We start from the raw sequence: 17929 nt of genomic DNA, 5'->3' as shown, positions 1-17929 counted from the left end.
GACAACCAAGATGCGGCGATTGCATGCGCCGGCAACGCGTCGGCTGTCCATCATTATCAGACGACAGTCTTCACCAGGCGCACGCGGGGGCGGGACGTCTTGCGCAGCGGAACCTGCAGCAAAACGGCAGGGGCTGCGATCAATGCCTGCTCGATCGTTTTCGGCAGTGTCTGACAGACGAAATCGGCGCCGATTTCAGAAGGCTCGATGCGCGGATTGTCGACGCCGTTGGCGAGCGGGATCAGAATGCCGACCCGCAGGTCCGCCTTCAGGCGCTTGATGCGGCGAACGACGAGGCGCGCATGGGCCTTGGAACTGCCGTTCAGGAACGTCACGACGACGGTCTCCACTCCTTCCATCTGCTGCGGTACGGTGGTGCGTGCCATCAGATCCGCGTGGCTGCCGATCCTGACGGTTGCACCCTCGACCTCGAGAACCTGGGCGAGCATGGCGGCTGCGGCGTCGTCCATCTCGCCCCGGCCTCCCATGGACAAGACCGATCGTCCCTCGCCCGTCGGCCATGCTTCTGCCTTCTCGACGCCAGTTTCCTCACCTCCGGTTTCGATGGGAACCTCTTCGTTTTCTTCTTCCTCGGCGATGTAGGACAGATTGTCGACGAGGGCGCGGCAGTTGGCGGAGAACATGTGCAACTGCCGTTCGGTCATCACGCCGCGCTGTCGGTCGAGTTCCGCCAGGAGAAGTGCCGGCAGTCCGACCTTTTCGTAATAGTCCGCGAGATATTCTTCCTCCAGATATTCCTCGGCGTTCTCGGTGGCTTCGCTCGGATCGCCGGCGAGGAGGCGCTGATACAGCTTCTCATGCGGTTCGAGTACGGCCTCGTTGCCGAGCAGCACATCGAGAAAGGCGAACTGCGGCACGTGGCGACCGAGCACCACGAGACAGACCGTCAGCGGGGTCGACAGCATCAAGCCCAGCGGCCCCCAAAGCCAGGACCAGAAGATCGCCGAGATGATGATCGCCAGCGGGGAGAGGCCGGTGTGAGAGCCGTAGAGCCACGGCTCGATCATGTTGTTGCTGATCAGTTCGATGGTGGCAAAGAGCGCAGCCACCCAAAGGACAAGCGACCAGCCGGGCGCAATGGCCAGCGCAAGGAACAGCGGCAGCACCATGCCGACGATCGGACCGATATAGGGCACGAAGCGGAGGACGAGTGTGAGAAGCCCCCAGAGGATGGCGTTCGGTATGCCGAGAACCCAGAGACCGAGCGTGATGGGGATCGCGTAGAGCGTGTTCACGACGAGTTGCATCAGCAGATACCTGCCGACGCGCCGGCCGGCGTCCTGCAGTGCCGAGGTGGTTCGATGGAGATCGCCGAGACCGACCAGGCGGATGAAACGATCCCGCAGGTCCTCTCGCTCGAGCAACATGAAGACGACGAGCACGACCACGAGACCGGCGGTGGCAAATGGGCTGATCAGCGGCAGGATGAGATTGCCCAGTGTCCTGATCGGATTGGTGCGGGTGATGATCTCGACGGGCATCGGATCGCGATCGACCACCGGCGGCACCGCGCTTTCCCGGCTCTGGTCGGCGTTGATCTGCAGTTCCGAACCGATGCGCTCGGCCACGCGGCTCAGGTGCTCGATCACACCGTTGCCTGATCCCGCATCCCGCAGTGCCTGGACCTTCTCGACGATATTGCGCTGATAGGTCGGAATGTTGGATGCCAGGTTCGCCACCTGGGTGGCCATGATGAAGCTGAAGAGCGCGATGGCACAGAAGGCGGAGACCACGGCGAAGATGACGGCGACGATTTTCGGGACGGCGCGTTTGCGCAGAAACGAAACGATGGGCGCGAGAGCGAAGGTCAGCAAAAGGGCAAGTGCGAGGGGAACCAGAATATCCTGGCCGACCTTGAGGATGACCGCGACCCCGATCAAGATCAGCAGAGTGCGCCCAGAGATCCGGGTGGCGGTTGTGGGATCTGCCGCATGTGGTGCAATGCCGAGCGTTTCCAAATTGCCCGTCTTCGGGTTGTCCATGATTATTCGCCCCCTTGTCACCGCGTGGCCGATTTTCGGCCGAAGCTGGCAACGCTGGCGAGATAACGGCTCTCAGCGATATTTGATCCACCGGCGGCGGACCGAATTTGATCCAATTCACAACACCGTCGGACGTGCCTTGGAGTTGCCGCTTGTCTCGGCTATCCAAGTGGTTCAACTCTCGCGCAAGCCCTCCGTCCGACAGGTGTCAGCATGTTGATCTCTCTCTACCAAATGCAGCCTCTTTCCGGTGACGTGCCGGGCAATATCGGCAAGATCGCCCAGGCCGCGATGGCCGCAGCCGAAATGGGGGCAGAGTTGCTCGTGACACCGGAACTGTGCACCAGCGGCTATGCCCAAGGCGCAGCCTTCGAGGAACTGGCCGAGGGACGGGACGGATCGATCGTCGGTGCGCTCACCGAGATCGCCGCCGATTGTGGACTTGCCATCTGCGCCGGGTTCCCTGAACGGGACGGCAATCGGGTGTTCAACTCTGCCGTGCTCGTGCGACCGGACGGCAGCAAGGAATTCTATCGCAAGAGCCATCTCTACGGCGACGCGGAACGGGCGGCTTTCGCGCCCGGCGACGAGCCACCTCATGTCTTTGAGATCGGCGGCATCAAGGTCGGCATGCTGATCTGCTATGATGTCGAGTTTCCGGAAAACGTGCGCACGCTGGCGCTCGCCGGGGCCGAACTGGTCATCGTGCCGACAGCCCTGCCGCAGGGCAATATCAGCCGGAGGATCGCCGATACGGTGGTACCGGCACGAGCGCTCGAGAACGGCGTCTTCCTCGTCTATGCGGATCTCTGCGGTGTGGAGAACGACCTTTCCTACGGTGGACGCTCTGTGATCCTGGCGCCGGACGGTGATGAATTGGCGCGGGCCGGCATGCGAGAGACACTGCTGGTGGCGGAGGTGGATACGAGTGCCTATGTCGATGCAAAGGCGCAGAACCCCTATTTTGCCGATCGGCGTCCGGCGCTTTACCGCCTCGGATAAACACGGACCGAGCGGTCGTGATTGCAGCCCGGCGGGATCGCTCCTACATCCTGTGCGATGTTCGAAGGAGACTCCGATGATTTTCGACGCCGCCGCGCTCTCCCTGCGCAACCTGTTTGCCCCGGAAACGCGCAATGTCTTCTGGAAGACGCTCGGTCTCACACTCCTCGTTCTGATCGGGCTCTGGTTCGGGCTGCGCGAGAGTTTCATCGCCTTCGTGATGCCCTTCATCCAGGGCTTCATGCCGGAACTGCCGGATTGGGCGGGATGGCTCACCTTGATCTTCGGGATCCTGGCCAGCATCGGGCTCGCGCTCGGGCTGGCACTGCTCTTGTCGCCGGTCACCGCGATCATCGCCGGCCTCTTCCTCGATGATGTGGCTGAGGTGGTTGAGAAGCGGGACTATCCGAACGACCCGCCCGGCAAGGCCATGCCGATGGGGGAGGCAATCGTCGCCTCGATCAAGTTCTTCGGCGTCGTGATCATCGGAAACCTGATCGCGCTGATGCTCCTGTTTATCCCCGGCATCAACATCATCGCCTTCTTCCTGGTGAACGGTTACCTTTTGGGTCGCGAATTCTTCGAGTTCGCTGCCATGCGTTTCCGCAGTGCCGAAGAGGCGAAGCTCCTGCGTTCGCGCCATTCCGGCACGGTGTTCATGGCCGGCTTGGTGATTGCGCTCTTCCTCGCCGTGCCGATCGTCAACCTGCTGACACCGCTCTTTGCCGCAGGCCTGATGGTGCATCTGCACAAGGCGCTGACGGCAAAGGATCCGGCGACCTCATTGCGGCAGGGCTGACGCCTCGTATTGCGCGGCGAATTCGGCGCTCGGCGGGATCGGCTTGATCACGTCGATCAGAACGCCGTTCGGATCAGCGGTGATGAAATGCCGCTGGCCGAACTCTTCGTCCCTGATGTCGAGCAGCATCGGCAGGCCGGCCTGTTTCAGTCTGTCATAAACAGCGTCCACGTCTTCGACCTCGAAGTTCAGGAGCAGGCCGGAGGCCTTCCCGCGATATGCCGACGGGACTGTTTCATGGCGGCCGTCGAGGATTGCGAGCGTTACCTTTTCGTCTTCGGTCGACTGCAGATGGACATACCAGTCGGCGGTGAAGAGCGGCTCGAAGTGGAAATGGCGTCGATAGAAGGCTGCGGTCGCTTCGACATTATCGGTCATGATGACGGGGTAGTAGCTCGTGGTCCTCATCTCTTTCCCTCCGCGATAATTTAACATACAGTCTGCATGTATCTTTGCAATTAACATACATTCTGTTTGTATGTAAAGGGGTGGCGGTGGCGCGTAATACCAGGGAAGGAACCGAGGCGACGCGTCTGGCGCTGATCTCGGCGGCAAGACGGCTCTTCGTTGAAAAGGGCTATGCCGAGACGGCAACGCCGGACATCGTGGCCGCAGCGGGTGTGACCCGCGGTGCGCTCTATCATCATTTCGAGGACAAGAAGGCACTGTTCAGGGCGGTGATCGTAGAGGAAGCGATGGCGGTCGCATCCGACATCGATCGCGGCGCTGCACCGGCTGTGACGCCGAGAGAGGCGCTGCTCTCGGGTGCTTCGGCCTATTTCGCGGCGATGGCGGTGGAGGGCCGTGCGCGGCTTATGCTGCTGGAAGCGCCGGCGGTGCTGGGTGTCGAACGGACGGCTGAGATCGACCGGGACAATGCCGAGGATCGGTTGCTTGAGGGTGTTTCAGACTGTCTCGGAGCGGCGGCATCGGCGGATGAAGTCCGCGCGCTGACAAACCTGCTATCTTCCGCCTTCGACCGTGCGGTTGTCGAAATCGAGCGTGGCGGCGATCCCAGGCTCTACAAGGCCGCGATTGCTCGCCTGATCGACGGGCTCATTCCTCGCTCGCGTTGAAGATTTGTGGTGGCAGCTCGACGAGCGGGGCGGGGACATCGCAGGTCTTTTCCGGCGACTTGCAGATGTCGGCGATGACGCAGCGTTCGCATTCGGGCTTGCGTGCCTTGCAACAGTAGCGTCCGTGCAAGATCAGCCAGTGATGGGCGTGGAAGAGATACTGCTCCGGAATGATCCGCATCAGGATATCCTCGATCTCATCCGGCGTCTTGCCGGGGGCGAGCTTGATGCGGTTGCCGATCCTGAGGATATGCGTGTCGACGGCCATGGTCGGAATGCCGAAGGCCATGGACATGACGACGTTGGCGGTCTTGCGGCCGACGCCGGGCAGCGTCACCAGTTCCTCGCGGGTGCGCGGCACTTCACTTCCGAAGTCGTCGACGAGCTTCTGGCTGAGCGCGATAACGTTTTTCGCCTTGTTGCGGTAAAGCCCGATCGTCTTAATGTAATCGCGGACTTTCTCTTCGCCGAGCGCCAGCATCTTTTCCGGCGTATCGGCCACCTTGAAGAGGGCACGCGTGGCCTTATTTACCCCCGCATCGGTCGCCTGGGCGGAGAGCGCCACGGCAACGACCAGCGTGAACGGATTGATGTGTTCCAGCTCGCCCTTGGGCTCCGGCCTCTGGATCGAGAAGCGGCGGAAGATCTCTTCCAGTTCGGCCCTGGAATAGGCCGTGCGACGGCGTGTCGCCGGCTTGCGACGGGACGTCGGATTTGACTTTTTCAAAGTTTGGGTGCTGGATTTCGGCTTCGGATCGGTCATGCAAAATCTATAGTCGGGTGCGATCATGGAAGGCAATGTCGAGCAGGCTGCGGACCAGCCGATTTTCGCAGCGGAACTGACACCTTATCGGTCGCTCGGCCGCAAGGGTTACCGCGTGCTGTTCGCGATCACCGGCGCGGTCTGTGCCGTGCATGCCGCTTTCTTCATGGCGACGGGCGCCTGGCCGATCGGCCTGTTTTTCGGTCTCGATTTCCTGCTGCTCTACGGTGCTTTCTGGCTAAATTACCGGGCGGCGCGCGCGCGCGAGGAAGTCACCGTGTCGCGCACGAACCTGTCGATCCGCAAGTTCACGCCGGCAGGGCGGATGACCGAGCACCGGTTCAAAACCTTGTGGGCGCGGTTCTTCGTGCATCGGCACGAGGAATTCGGCATCACCGCCATGCGTGTTGCGGGCGAGGGCCGGGTGACGGATATCGGCTCCTTTCTCAACCCTGACGACCGCGAGAGCTTTTCCAAAGCGTTCAAGGGAGCTCTTGCCACCGCCAAGCAACGGATCTGACTTGCCGCCGATCTTTGCAGGAATCGGGTGGTATCGACCGTCTGGTCGTGGTGAAGTCCTGATCAGATGAGGATTTCGCCATGACACTCGCCCAACAGATCGATCTTTCCCACACTACCGACATCACACCCGACGGCTCTGACTACGAGACCGTGCGGCAGGTGATCGAGATGCTGACGCTCGATTATCAAAGCCAGCCCTCGCTGGAACTGATTGCGGAGCGGCTCGGCCAGTCGCCGACCCAGTTGCAAAAGACCTTCACCCGGTGGGCAGGGCTTTCACCGAAAGCTTTTCTCCAGGCGGTCACGCTCGATCACGCCAAGCGTTTGCTCGGGCGAGAGGAGTTGCCGCTCTTGGAGACGTCGCTCGAGCTCGGACTGTCCGGGCCGGGGCGCCTGCATGACCTCTTCGTGACGCATGAAGCGATGAGCCCGGGGGAATGGAAGGCACGCGGGGCGGGGCTGACCATCCGCTACGGCTATCACCCGTCGCCTTTTGGTCTGGCGCTGGTCATGATTACCGACCGCGGACTGGCGGGGCTCGCCTTTGCTGATCCGGGTGGTGAGGTCGCGTGTTTCGAGGACATGGCGCAGCGTTGGCCGAACGCGCTTTATGTGGAGGATGTCGAGGCCACCGCGCCCTATGCGGCGCGTGTCTTCCATCCCGAGCGCTGGTCGGCGGACGAACCGCTGCGGGTCGTGCTGATCGGCTCGGATTTCCAGATCCGGGTCTGGGAGAGCCTGCTCGCCATCCCGCTCGGCCGCGCCGTGACCTATTCCGATATTGCCTGCAAGATCGGCCAGCCCACTGCCAGCCGCGCCGTGGGAGCAGCCGTCGGCCGCAACCCGATCTCGTTCGTGGTGCCCTGCCACCGGGCGCTTGGCAAGAGCGGGGCGCTGACGGGCTATCACTGGGGGCTGACGCGCAAGCGGGCCATGCTGGGCTGGGAAGCGGGGAAGGCGTGAGGGGGGCGCTTCCGGAAATGGCCGAGCTGTGAGATGATGGCGCATGCGCAACACAGTTCAACTCCCTCACGACATCAGCCGCCGGATCGACAGTCTCGTCGAGCGAAGCAATCTGTCCCGCGATCAGATCGTGGAGGATGCCCTTGCCCAGGGACGCTCGCTCGCTTGGCAAGAGCAGTGGGTGGCGGGTGTGCTGGAAGGGCTGGCCGAGGCCGATCGCGGTGACTTCGCTGGTGATACCGAAATCGAGGCCGTGTTGAACAGATACAACGCTCCTTAAAGCTATGCGTATCGTCTGGACGCGGCGTTATCTACAGGAACTCGCGGCCATCGGTGATTACCTCGTCGAACGAAACCCGGCTGCTGCCGCGCAGATCGTGAGGTCAATCCACGGGAGGGCGCTGCGGCTCCTGACGCAGAATGCTTTTCTGGGACGCCGCGGCGAAATTGAAGGGACGCGCGAACTCGTTCTCGCTGATCTAGGATATATCGTCGCCTACCGGGTGCGGGATGATCACGTCGAAGTGCTCTTCGTGCAGCATGGCGCGCGCGCCTGGCCCGAGCAGCTCTAGCCCGCCAGCCCCAGCAGTTCCCGCGCTGCCGCTTCATCCGTGATCAGCGTGTTGCACCCGATCCGCCTGATCGTCGCGCGGATGGCTCTCGCGCGGTGTGCACCGCCGGAGGAGAGCACGATGTGTTTGGCCTTCTTCAGCGTGTCCAGGTCAACCGACATCACCCGCTCGTTGATCGGGTGGGCGACGGAGCGGCCTTCCTCATCGAGGAAGTTGAACATGGTGTCGCAGACGCAGCCTGCGTCGACCAGTTCAGTCAGCGTCTGGTGGCTGATGAAGCCCTCCGAGAGCGAGGTGGAATGCGGGCCGATATCGCCGCAGGAGACGATGGCGAGATCAAGGTTCTCGGCGAGGTCGTAGATCGCCTTCAGCCCGCAGTCTTCGATCAGCGCGCGTTTTGTCGCGACACTGTCGACGAGAAGCGGGGCGAGAAACATGTAGCATTCGGCGCCGAGCTGGCTTGCCAGCCGCCAGGTATAGTCGATCGGATTGGTCTGGCGCACGGCGACGATTCCGCCGAGCAGGGAAACGACCTTGCAGTTTTCGCGGTTCGGCGGCCGAAAACCGGCGAGCGAGGCAGTCATGGTGCGGCCCCAGCCGACGCCGATCGTCATGTCATTGGTGATCACTTCGGTCAGAAACTGGCCGAGCGCCAGACCCACCGCCTTGGCAATTGCGGCAGCATCCTGGGCATCCGGTGAGGGCACAACCACGGCTTCGTCCAGGCCATAGGCTTTTTCCAGCCGAAGCGCGAGATTGACGCAATCGGCAACGCCGTCGCTGATCCAGATCTGCACCTCGGCACGTTTCCGCGCTTCTTCCAGCATGCGGATTACGGTCGACCGGCTGATGCCGAGCCTGTCTGCCACATCCTTCTGCGTCAGGCCCTCGTTGTAATAGAGCCAGGCGGCGCGGATGCGGAGCGCGGCAGCGTCCGAATGGCTTGAATGGGTGTCGCGTCGGAGTTTTGCCAAGTTTCTTCTCAGTTTCGGGAACTTCCAACCCGCACTATCGGTTTGGTTGGTACTTATGTCAAATTCAAAGGACAAATGTCTTGACTTCGCCATCATCAGACGGTGATAGTCCGGGCGACAAGGCCGTTGGTGCGCCAGCGGTCGCAACCCCTTTTCGCACAGCCGAAGGATGACCTGATGACCTCGAAACTCGAACAGCTTCGTTCCATGACGACCGTGGTCGCCGACACCGGCGACATCGAGGCCGTCCGCCGCCTGAAGCCGGTCGATTGTACCACCAATCCGTCGATCGTCTTGAAGGCACTGGGCACCGATGCTTTCCAGGAAGCCTTCCAGGAAGCGATCACGTGGGGCAAGGCCAAGGGCGGTCAGGACGCTGCCGTGATCGGTGCGATCGCCGACCGCATGGCAATCTCAGTTGGCGCTGCCCTTGCAGAACTGGTTCCGGGTCGCGTTTCGACGGAAGTCGATGCCGACCTGTCCTTCGATACCAAGGCCTCGATCGAGAAGGCCCACCAGATCGTTGCTGGCTACAAGGAACGCGGCATCGAGAAGGACCGGATCCTGATCAAGCTCGCCTCGACCTGGGAGGGCATTCGCGCCGCCGAAGTGCTGCAGAAGGAAGGCATCGACTGCAATCTCACCCTGCTCTTCTCCAAGGCCCAGGCGATTGCCTGCGCCGAGGCCAAGGTGTTCCTCATTTCGCCCTTCGTCGGCCGCATTCTCGACTGGTACAAGAAGTCGACCGGTGAGGACTACACCTCGGAAACCGATCCGGGCGTTGTCTCTGTTCGTTCGATCTACAACTACTACAAGGCCAATGGTATCGGCACGATCGTCATGGGCGCCTCCTTCCGCAATGCCGGCGAAATCGAAGCGCTGGCTGGTTGCGACCGCCTGACCATCAGCCCGCAGCTGCTTGACGAGTTGAACGCTGCCGAAGGCACGCTTGCCCGCGCGCTTTCGCCCGATACCGTCAAGGCCGAGCCGCATGTCTCGCTCGATGAGAAGGCCTTCCGTTGGGCAATGAATGAAGACGCCATGGCGACGGAAAAGCTGGCCGAGGGTATCCGCGGCTTTGCCAAGGACCTTGGCACGCTGCGCGGCCAGATCGCCAAGGCGCTGGCTGCCTGATCGGGAAACCGAACAGTTTCTACCGAGTTCGGGAATGGCCGTGGCAAAAGCCGCGGCCATTTCTTATTGTCGATCGATGGATGAGGACCGGAAGGGAGAGCAGATATGGCAATCATTGCGGGAGGCTGCGCTTGCGGCAAGGTGCGGTTCGAAGCGGAGGGAGAGCCTGAGCGCGTCGGCATCTGTCATTGCCTCGATTGCCGCAAGTATCACGGCGCGCTGTTTTTCGCCGCGGCGATCTATCCGAAAGCGCAGGTCCGGGTTTCCGGTGAGCCTCAGATGTATGACGGCCGTTGTTTCTGTGCCACATGCGGATCGCGTGTCTTCAACCGCAGCGGGGCCGAACTCGAGCTTCATCTCGGCGCCCTCGACGACATCAACGTGTTCCAACCGACATACGAACTCTGGACCATCCGGCGGGAGAGCTGGCTTCCCGCGTTTCCGGTTGAGGAGCGGTACGAGCGTGATCGGCCGGGGGAGGAGCGGCGGCAGGATTGACGGCTTGCGCCTCAGGGCCGTCTCGGTTTCCGGAAAGGATCGATGACAATCTCCGGTTCGAAGGATGGATTTCGGATATCGTCAGGCGGGGCAAATCCGGCTTCTTCCAACAGGAACCGGCCATCGACCCAGCCGGATATCCGGGGGCGTGTGACGGTGGCGATGCGGCACCAGTAGCCGCCACGGCTGTCCTTGCAGGTCAGCCTTTCGATCGGCTCGCCCTCGTCGAGCCCGTGGATGATCCTGAAATTTGGGCCGGCGCCGGAATAGACGGCCAGGCGTTGGCCAGGGGGAAGCCCTCGGACGTGCCAGAGGTAGGTGTCCATGGTCCGTCCGCTGCCATCGAGATTGGGCGCGGGAATGACCTGGGGGTCTTCAGCGTATGCCGAGCTATTCAGGGGGAGCGTCGCTGACGCCAGCGCGACAGCCATGATGGCGATCTTGCCGTAGCCGGGTCTTGAGCCTTTTTGATCGCAGCGCATCTCGTTCTCCTGATTCCGCGCCATGATACGAAGGAGAGCGGTGGGGTGCCACCGGTTTGGTCTGTCAGGGTAAACAGGCGCCCCAAATCATCATCCTCGTCCTCCGGTTGATACCTGGGACGAGGATGTTTGCGCAGCATGGAAGGGATGCGGCTTTCTCTTAATGCGCGATCATCACGTGGCGGACGGTCGTGTAGTCCTCCAGCGAGTAGAGCGAGAGATCCTTGCCATAGCCCGACTGCTTCATGCCGCCATGGGGCATTTCATTGCAGAGCATGAAGTGGGTGTTGATCCAGGTGCAGCCGTAACGCAGCTTGGCGGCGGTCTGCATGGCGCGGGAAATGTCCTTGGTCCAGACCGAGGAGGCAAGGCCGTAGTCGCTGTCATTGGCCCAGACAACGGCCTGGTCGGCGTCGGAGAAGCGGGTGACGGAGACGACGGGGCCGAAGACTTCGCGGCGAACAATCTCGTCGTCCTGCGTCGCGCCAGCAATGACGGTTGGCGTGTAGAAGAAGCCCTTGTCGGAGCCGAGCTTGCCGCCGGTGACCACTTCCATGTGCTTGTGTTCAGCCGCGCGCGTAACGAAGCTTTCAACGCGATCGCGCTGGCGCTTGGAGATCAGCGGGCCGATCTCGTTTTCGGCATCGTCGGCCTGATTGAATTTGATGGTCGACACGGCGCTTGCGAGATCTGCGACGAAGCGGTCGTAGATCTTGTCCGCGGCATAGATGCGGCAGGCGGCGGTGCAGTCCTGGCCGGCATTGTAGTAGCCGAAGGTGCGGATTGCCGAGACGACGGCGTCGATATCGGCATCGTCATGGACGATGACCGGGGCCTTGCCGCCGAGTTCGAGGTGCGTGCGCTTGACGGTCTTGGCAGCGGCCGTCAGCACCTTCTTGCCGGTCGCGATATCGCCTGTAATCGAGACCATCGCGATCTTCGGGTGGTTGATCAGCGCATTGCCGACGCTGTCCCCGCGACCGAGCACGACATTGACCACGCCTTCCGGCAGGATGTCGGCCATGACCTTGGCGAGCTTGAGTGCCGTCAGAGGGGTCTGTTCCGACGGCTTGAAGACGATGGTGTTGCCACCAGCGAGTGCCGGTGCGAGCTTCCAGGCCATCATCATCAGCGGATAATTCCACGGCGCGATCGAGCCGATGACGCCGACCGCATCGCGGCGGATCATCGAGGTGAAGCCTGGGAGGTATTCGCCGGAAACGGGCGCCTGCAGCGTGCGGATTGCTCCGGCGAAGAAGCGGTAACAATCGACGACCGCCGGGATTTCATCGTTCAGGACGGCATTGATCGGCTTGCCGCAGTTCAGGCTCTCCAATGCAGCGAAGGCGGCGGCGTCCTTTTCGATCGCGTCGGCGATGGCAAGCAGGTAGGCCGACCGCTGACCAGGCGTGGTCTGCGACCAAGTGGTGAACGCGCCTTCGGCAGCGTCGACGGCGGCTTCGACCTGGGCGATCGAGGCTTCCGGGAGATCAACGATGCCCTCGCCGGTCTTGGGGTTCAGGATCTTCTCTTCCGTCTCGGATCCGGCTTCGAACTTGCCGCCGATCAGCATCTGGGTATCCATGTCGTTCTCCCTTTTATTACACTTCAATTGCGACAGCGCCCCGCATCAGGAGGCGGCGCCGGTGGTTCATTTGCCGCTGCCGGCGATCTGGTCGGTATCGCGGGTCAGATAGTAAGCCGCGAGAATGGGCAGGAAGGTGACGATCACGACAACCATCGCGACCACATTTGTCACGGGGCGCTGACGGGGGCGGATCAGTTCTTCCAGCATCCAGATCGGCAGTGTCGACTGCTGACCGGCGGTAAAGGTGGTGACGATGACCTCGTCGAAGGACAGCGCGAAGGCGAGCATGCCGCCGGCGAGCAATGCCGTTGCGATGTTCGGCAGGATGATATGTCGAAACGTCTGGAAGCCATCGGCGCCAAGGTCCATCGATGCCTCGATCAGCGAACCCGAGGTGCGGCGGAAGCGGGCGACCGCATTGTTGTAGACGACGACGACACAGAAGGTGGCGTGGCCGAGGATGATGGTCCAGAAGGAGAAGGGGATGTCGGCGATCGAAAATGCCGAGCGAAGTGCGATGCCGGTGATAATGCCGGGCAGCGCGATCGGCAGGATCACCAGAAGCGAGATGACTTCGCGGCCGAAGAATTTCGTGCGCGCGACGGCAGCGGCGGCGAGCGTGCCGAGCACCAGCGCAATCACCGTTGCGATGCTCGCAACCTTGACCGACAGCGTCAGCGCTTCCCAGATGTCCGGGCGGTTCCAGGCGACGCCGAACCACTGAAGCGTGAAGCCCGGTGGCGGCCACTGGAAGCTCTTTTCCTCTGTGGTGAAGGCATAGACGAAGATCAGGAGGATCGGCAGATGCAGGAATGCAAGGCCGAGGCCGGCTGCAAACTTGAGACCGAAGCCAGCCGACTGGGAACGATCAGAGTGCATCGAAGGCCCCCATGCGTTTGGCGATGGTGAGATAAATGCCCATGATGACGATCGGCACGACCGAGAAGGCAGCAGCAAGGGGAATGTTGCCCGCGGTGCCCTGCTGGGCATAGACGGCCTGGCCGATGAAGAGGCGCGATGTTCCGACGATCTGCGGGATGATGTAATCGCCCATGGTGAGCGAGAAGGTGAAGATCGAGCCGGCGACGATGCCAGGGAGCGCCAAGGGAAAGAGCACGTGGCGGAAGGTCTGGCGCGGGTCGGCGCCGAGATCGCCGGAGGCCTCGACGAGGTTGCCGGGCACGCGCTCAAGGGCGGCCTGGGTCGGCAGGATCATGAAGGGCAGCCAGACATAGACGAAGACGATGAAGGTGCCGATGTAGCTGATCGACAGCGAATTGCCACCGATAACCGGGATGGCCAGTATGCCGTCGAGTAGCCAGGTGAGGTGCAGTTTCGCGAAAACCCAGTTCAGGATGCCTTCCTTGGCGAGGATCAGCTTCCAGGCATAGACCTTGACGAGGTAACTGGACCAGAGCGGCAGCATGATGCCGAGATAGAAGACGGCCTTCCAGCGGCCCTTGGCATAACGGGCTGCATAATAGGCGATCGGGAAGGCGATGACGGCGGAAGCGAGCGTGACGGCGGCCGACATCAAAAGCGTGCGCAGGATGATATCGAAATTCGCCGGCTGCAGCAGTTGGCCATAGGTTGCCAGCGTGAACTCGTAATTGATCAGGCCCGAGAACTCGTCGATCGAGAAGAAGCTTTGCAGCAGCAAAGCGAGGAGCGAGCCGACATAGATGATGCCAAGCCAGAGCAGGGGCGGCACCAGCATCAGAACCAGCAGCAGGTTGGGACGCCGCCAGAAGAGATCCGAGAGCCGCCCCATCGGGCCCTGACGCCCAGGGGTGATGGCGGGTGCGGAGATCGCCGTCATGCGGCCTCCTCCATATAATGCAGGTCAGAGGGCGACCAGGAGATGCGGATGCTCTCTCCTGTGGTCGGGGCCGGGTGACCGGCCGGCAACGATACGGTGAGGGACGTAACCGCTGTATCGACGAAGAGTTTTGTGGAAGCGCCGAGGAAGCTGGTGGAGCGAACTGTTGCTGCAACGCCGCCTTCCGACACAATGCGGATCGCTTCCGGGCGCAGGCTCGTCCAGCGGGCCTCACCACCGAGTGCCTTCATCGCGTCGGGTGCGATGACATTGGATGAACCGACGAAGTCAGCGACGAAACGGGTACGGGGCTGGTTGTAGATTTCGAAGGGCGTGCCGGCCTGAACGATCTTGCCGTCGTTGAAGACGGCGACGCGGTCGGCCATGGAAAGGGCTTCTCCCTGGTCGTGGGTGACGAAGACGAAGGTAATGCCGAGCGACCGCTGCAGGCTCTTCAGCTCCTCCTGCATCTGTTCGCGCAGCTTCAGGTCGAGTGCGCCGAGCGGTTCGTCGAGCAGGAGGACCTTTGGTTTGTTGACGAGAGCGCGGGCGAGCGCCACGCGCTGGCGCTGGCCGCCGGAAAGCTGGCCGGGCTTGCGGGCGCCGTAGCCGGGGAGTTTTACCATTTCGAGTGCCTGCTCGGCCTCGCGGTGGCGCTCGGCTTTGGCCACGCCCTTGACCATCAAGCCATAGGCGACGTTGTCGAGAATGTTGAGGTGCGGGAAGAGGGCGTAGTCCTGGAAGACCGTGTTGACGTTGCGGCGATAGGGCGGCACGCCCTCGGCGGTCTCGCCGAAGATCTCGATATGGCCTGACGTCGGCTGTTCGAAGCCGGCGATCAGACGCAGGCAGGTCGTCTTGCCGGAGCCGGAGGGCCCGAGCATGGCGAAGAATTCGCCGGGTGCGACCGTGAGATCGACACTGTCAACGGCTTTGACGCTGCCGAAATGGCGCGAGACCTTCGAGAAGGAGACGGCTGCGGTCATGGGGGCTCCAGAATTTCAGTAAGGTGCCGGCAAAACGCCAGCGGGGGCCTACACCCTCCCCTTGAGGGGGAGGGTCGGACCGAAGGTCCGGGGTGGGGTGACCCTCAGTGTTTCGAGGTGCAGTTGATCACCCCCACCCGCGCGTTCCGCGCGACCTCCCCCCTCAAGGGGGAGGTGGGATGTCACCGTCCGCCGATCACGCCGATGTAGTCGGAGACCCAGCGGTGGTAGGGCACGCATTCGCCCTGGCTGCACTTCGAAGTGGGCGTGCGCCAGAACTTGATCTTGTCGAAGTTCTCGAAGCCGTTGGTCTTGCAGCCTTCATCGCCATAGAGCGCATTGCCCTTACACGCGGCGGGAACGGAGGGAACCGTGCCGAACCATGCGGAAACGTCACCCTGGACCTTCGGCGAAAGCGAGTGCTCCATCCACATATAGGCGCAGTTGGGGTGTTCGCTTTCGGCATGCAGCATGGTGGTGTCGGCCCAGCCGGTGACGCCTTCCTCGGGGAAGGTGGAGTCGATCTTTGCCCCTTCTGCCTTCATCAGGTTGACCTGGAAGGGCCAGGAGCCCGAGGCGGCGACGCCTTCATTCTTGAAGTCGTCGATCTGGATCATGGCGTCGTGCCAATAGCGGCCAACGAGCTGGCGCTGGCCGCGCAGCAGGTCGAGGGCGGCCTTGTACTGCTCTTCGTTCAGTTCGTAGGGGTCCTTGATGCCGAGTTCGGGCTTGTGCGCCATCAGGTAGAGGGCGGCATCGGCAACGTAGATCGGGCCGTCATAGGCCTGGACGCGGCCCTTGTTGGACTTGCCGTCGGGCAGGTTCATTTCCTCAAAGACGACCTTCCAGCTCTTTGGTGCTTCGCCCTTGAAGACGTCGGTGTTGTACATCAGGACGTTGGCGCCCCAGACATAAGGCGTGCCGTAGTGAACGCCATCCTTGGTGTGCCAAGGGGCGTTCTGCAGACGCTCGTCGATGGTGCTCCAGGAGGGAATGAGTGCCGTGTTGATCGGCTGGACGCGCTTGCCGGCAACGAGACGCAGCGACGCATCGCCCGACGCGGTGACGAGGTCGAAGCCGCCTTCGTTCATCAGAGCGACCATTTCGTCCGAGGTGGCGGCGGTCTTCACCGAGACCATGCAGCCGGTCTTCTTCTCGAATTCGGTAACCCAGTCATAGTTCTTGTCGGTCTCGCCGCGCTCGATATAGCCGGCCCAGGCGACGATGGAGAGGGCGCCTTCGCCCGGTCCGAGTTCCTTCAGCGGCTCCTGAGCCACGGCGGCGGTGGTCAAACTCAGTACGGAGGCGAGGACGGTGCAGGATTTCAATATCGACTTCATCGCGAGGTCTCCCGTTTGTGAGGCCGCGTTTTTGCGGCCATTGTTCCCGGAGAGAAAGTTGCCGTGAATTAACCGCATTCGCAAATTCATTCGTCAGAATGGTGATATCGGTTTTTCCGATGGGAGGTTCGTCTCCGACCGTCGTTGCTGAACGCCCCTCATCCCCGGCGCAACGAGTTGCGCCTGAGCTGCCGCCACCTTGTCCCCGTAAACGTGGAGAAGGCCGATGGGGCCGCCGTCTCCGCCTTCTCCCCGCTTGCAGGGAGAAGGTCCCGGCAGGGGGATCAGGGCATCTTCCTTGACGCTATGTCGCTGAAGAACTCACCTTACCCGCCCACTCCGACTCGCCTCCGCAATCCCCACAAAGTCCCGTGCGGCCTGCGGAAGGCTCGAGCCCTTGCGCCAGACCATGCCGACCTGCACCACCGGAAGTGCGCCCGAGACGTCGCGGCTTTCGATCCGGTCGCCTTCCAGCGACCAGGGGCGGTAGACGAGATCCGGCAACAGCGCCACGCCGGCGCCGGTGGCGACGAGGCTGCGGACGGCCTCGACCGAGCGGGTGCGGAAGGCGACGTGCGGGCGGGCACCGAGGGCCGAGAGGAGCTTGCCGGTGTTCTCCTCGATTTCATCGACCGTCAGCATGATCAGCGGTTCGCGGGCGATGTCCTGCACGGAGATGATGTCGGCCGAAACCAGGGGATGGCCGATGGGCAGCCAGAGGCGGTAGGGCGAGGTTTCCAGGATTTCCGCCTGCAGCGCCATGCGGTCGCGCAGGTTGGAGATGACCATGACGGCGACATCGAGTTCACCGCCGATCAGCAGGTGTTCGAGATAGGAGCCGTTATCCTCGATCGCCGAGACCTCGACGCCCGGGCAGGCGCGTCGATAGCGGGCGAGCAGATCCGATAGGACGTAGCCGGCAACCAGCGAGGTCACCCCAATGTTGAGCGTGCCGCCGGTACTCGTCTGCGTTTCGGTGAAGACGTTGCGCGCGTCGGATACGCTCGCCAGAATCTTCGTCGCGTGGCGGAGAAACTGGTGGCCGTTATAGGTGATCGTCAGGCCGCGCGGGTGGCGCTCGAAGAGTTCGACGCCAAGATCGCCCTCGAGTTCCTTGATCGCTTCTGTCACCGAGGATTGTGAAATCGAGAGGTTCTGAGCCGCGCGCGTGACCGACCCCTGCTCGGCGACGGCGACGAAATACTGCAACTGACGGAATGTGAAAGCCATAACCTTTTGAAGCATGGCCCTTGTTGTGAAGCAAGGCAGCCGCCGGGGTCTTGCGCCTGAGGTTGTCAGGTTGCAAGGCAGCTGTGCAAAACTGCACTAGGCAACGCGCGGTCAGAGTGTAGGATCAAATGGCCGCGCCGTTGGTTCGTCCACGGTTCCTCTCTCGTGCAAAGCTTCC

At 62.1% G+C, this 17929-nt stretch carries 20 protein-coding genes; 9 read left to right on the top strand and 11 right to left on the bottom strand.

The genetic code is table 11. The features are described 5' to 3' along the window. Positions 1 to 56: 56 nt before the first annotated feature. Positions 57 to 2003, bottom strand: a complete 1947-nt coding sequence (locus ACT53S_RS12540; protein ID WP_476067223.1) for an AI-2E family transporter — start codon at positions 2001 to 2003, stop codon at positions 57 to 59. A gap of 213 nt (positions 2004 to 2216) precedes the next feature. Here ACT53S_RS12540 and ACT53S_RS12535 point away from each other — a divergent pair, with 213 nt between their 5' ends. Continuing rightward, positions 2217 to 3005 carry a carbon-nitrogen hydrolase family protein gene (locus ACT53S_RS12535; protein WP_476067222.1) on the top strand — a complete coding sequence of 263 codons (789 nt, stop codon included), beginning with the start codon at positions 2217 to 2219 and terminating at the stop codon, positions 3003 to 3005. 76 nt (positions 3006 to 3081) lie between these two features. Then, positions 3082 to 3804 carry a sulfate transporter family protein gene (locus tag ACT53S_RS12530; RefSeq protein WP_476067221.1) on the top strand — a complete coding sequence of 241 codons (723 nt, stop codon included), beginning with the start codon at positions 3082 to 3084 and terminating at the stop codon, positions 3802 to 3804. On the opposite strand, the gene ACT53S_RS12525 is transcribed toward ACT53S_RS12530, so the two are convergent. After that, positions 3787 to 4212 carry a VOC family protein gene (locus ACT53S_RS12525; protein ID WP_476067220.1) on the bottom strand — a complete coding sequence of 142 codons (426 nt, stop codon included), beginning with the start codon at positions 4210 to 4212 and terminating at the stop codon, positions 3787 to 3789. The genes ACT53S_RS12530 and ACT53S_RS12525 overlap by 18 nt on opposite strands. 86 nt (positions 4213 to 4298) lie before the next feature. Between ACT53S_RS12525 and ACT53S_RS12520 the strand changes: the two genes are divergently transcribed. Next, entirely contained in the window at positions 4299 to 4880 is a 582-nt protein-coding gene (locus ACT53S_RS12520; protein WP_476067219.1) for a TetR/AcrR family transcriptional regulator, read from the top strand. Here ACT53S_RS12520 and nth read toward each other — a convergent pair. Continuing rightward, positions 4861 to 5643 carry an endonuclease III gene (nth, locus tag ACT53S_RS12515; RefSeq protein WP_476067218.1) on the bottom strand — a complete coding sequence of 261 codons (783 nt, stop codon included), beginning with the start codon at positions 5641 to 5643 and terminating at the stop codon, positions 4861 to 4863. The two genes, ACT53S_RS12520 and nth, sit on opposite strands and share 20 nt — an antisense overlap. Before the next feature lie 25 nt (positions 5644 to 5668). On the opposite strand from nth, the gene ACT53S_RS12510 reads away from it, so the two are divergent. The 4 genes from ACT53S_RS12510 to ACT53S_RS12495 all read left to right on the top strand — a co-directional run bounded on the left by ACT53S_RS12510 (position 5669) and on the right by ACT53S_RS12495 (position 7700). After that, positions 5669 to 6163, top strand: a complete 495-nt coding sequence (locus ACT53S_RS12510; RefSeq protein ID WP_113376477.1) for a DUF2244 domain-containing protein — start codon at positions 5669 to 5671, stop codon at positions 6161 to 6163. Positions 6164 to 6243: 80 nt separating this feature from the next. Continuing rightward, positions 6244 to 7128: a methylated-DNA--[protein]-cysteine S-methyltransferase gene (locus tag ACT53S_RS12505; RefSeq protein ID WP_476067217.1), complete on the top strand. Its 885-nt coding sequence runs from the start codon at positions 6244 to 6246 to the stop codon at positions 7126 to 7128. A gap of 43 nt (positions 7129 to 7171) precedes the next feature. Further along, complete coding sequence (locus ACT53S_RS12500; RefSeq protein WP_476067216.1) at positions 7172 to 7408, top strand: CopG family ribbon-helix-helix protein; 237 nt, start codon at positions 7172 to 7174, stop codon at positions 7406 to 7408. Positions 7409 to 7412: 4 nt separating this feature from the next. Then, positions 7413 to 7700 carry a type II toxin-antitoxin system RelE/ParE family toxin gene (locus ACT53S_RS12495; RefSeq protein ID WP_476067215.1) on the top strand — a complete coding sequence of 96 codons (288 nt, stop codon included), beginning with the start codon at positions 7413 to 7415 and terminating at the stop codon, positions 7698 to 7700. Here the strand turns inward: ACT53S_RS12495 and ACT53S_RS12490 are convergent. Further along, positions 7697 to 8674: a sugar-binding transcriptional regulator gene (locus ACT53S_RS12490; protein WP_476067214.1), complete on the bottom strand. Its 978-nt coding sequence runs from the start codon at positions 8672 to 8674 to the stop codon at positions 7697 to 7699. The genes ACT53S_RS12495 and ACT53S_RS12490 overlap by 4 nt on opposite strands. Before the next feature lie 177 nt (positions 8675 to 8851). Here ACT53S_RS12490 and tal point away from each other — a divergent pair, with 177 nt between their 5' ends. Further along, on the top strand, positions 8852 to 9808 hold the full coding sequence (gene tal / locus ACT53S_RS12485) for a transaldolase (RefSeq protein WP_476067213.1): 957 nt from the start codon (positions 8852 to 8854) through the stop codon (positions 9806 to 9808). 105 nt (positions 9809 to 9913) lie between these two features. After that, positions 9914 to 10306, top strand: coding sequence for a GFA family protein (locus tag ACT53S_RS12480; protein ID WP_476067212.1), 393 nt, complete (start codon positions 9914 to 9916; stop codon positions 10304 to 10306). 11 nt (positions 10307 to 10317) lie between these two features. Here ACT53S_RS12480 and ACT53S_RS12475 read toward each other — a convergent pair whose 3' ends face one another. From ACT53S_RS12475 to ACT53S_RS12445, 7 genes are all read right to left on the bottom strand, one after another. Beyond that, positions 10318 to 10788: an SH3 domain-containing protein gene (locus tag ACT53S_RS12475; protein ID WP_476067211.1), complete on the bottom strand. Its 471-nt coding sequence runs from the start codon at positions 10786 to 10788 to the stop codon at positions 10318 to 10320. A 160-nt stretch (positions 10789 to 10948) separates the two neighbouring features. Continuing rightward, positions 10949 to 12373, bottom strand: coding sequence for a gamma-aminobutyraldehyde dehydrogenase (locus ACT53S_RS12470; protein ID WP_476067210.1), 1425 nt, complete (start codon positions 12371 to 12373; stop codon positions 10949 to 10951). 66 nt (positions 12374 to 12439) lie between these two features. After that, positions 12440 to 13255, bottom strand: coding sequence for an ABC transporter permease (locus ACT53S_RS12465; protein WP_113376469.1), 816 nt, complete (start codon positions 13253 to 13255; stop codon positions 12440 to 12442). Beyond that, positions 13245 to 14195, bottom strand: coding sequence for an ABC transporter permease (locus ACT53S_RS12460; protein ID WP_142071859.1), 951 nt, complete (start codon positions 14193 to 14195; stop codon positions 13245 to 13247). The genes ACT53S_RS12465 and ACT53S_RS12460 overlap by 11 nt, the downstream gene beginning before the upstream one ends. Beyond that, entirely contained in the window at positions 14192 to 15181 is a 990-nt protein-coding gene (locus ACT53S_RS12455) for an ABC transporter ATP-binding protein (protein ID WP_476067209.1), read from the bottom strand. The genes ACT53S_RS12460 and ACT53S_RS12455 overlap by 4 nt, the downstream gene beginning before the upstream one ends. Positions 15182 to 15363: 182 nt before the next feature. Continuing rightward, entirely contained in the window at positions 15364 to 16521 is a 1158-nt protein-coding gene (locus ACT53S_RS12450) for an ABC transporter substrate-binding protein (protein ID WP_142071855.1), read from the bottom strand. A 321-nt stretch (positions 16522 to 16842) separates the two neighbouring features. Then, positions 16843 to 17751, bottom strand: coding sequence for a LysR family transcriptional regulator (locus ACT53S_RS12445; protein WP_113376508.1), 909 nt, complete (start codon positions 17749 to 17751; stop codon positions 16843 to 16845). Positions 17752 to 17929: the final 178 nt, after the last annotated feature.

The sequence above is a fragment of the Allorhizobium sp. DMC15 genome (assembly GCF_056314065.1).
This window is presented reverse-complemented; position numbering and strand designations above follow the sequence as displayed.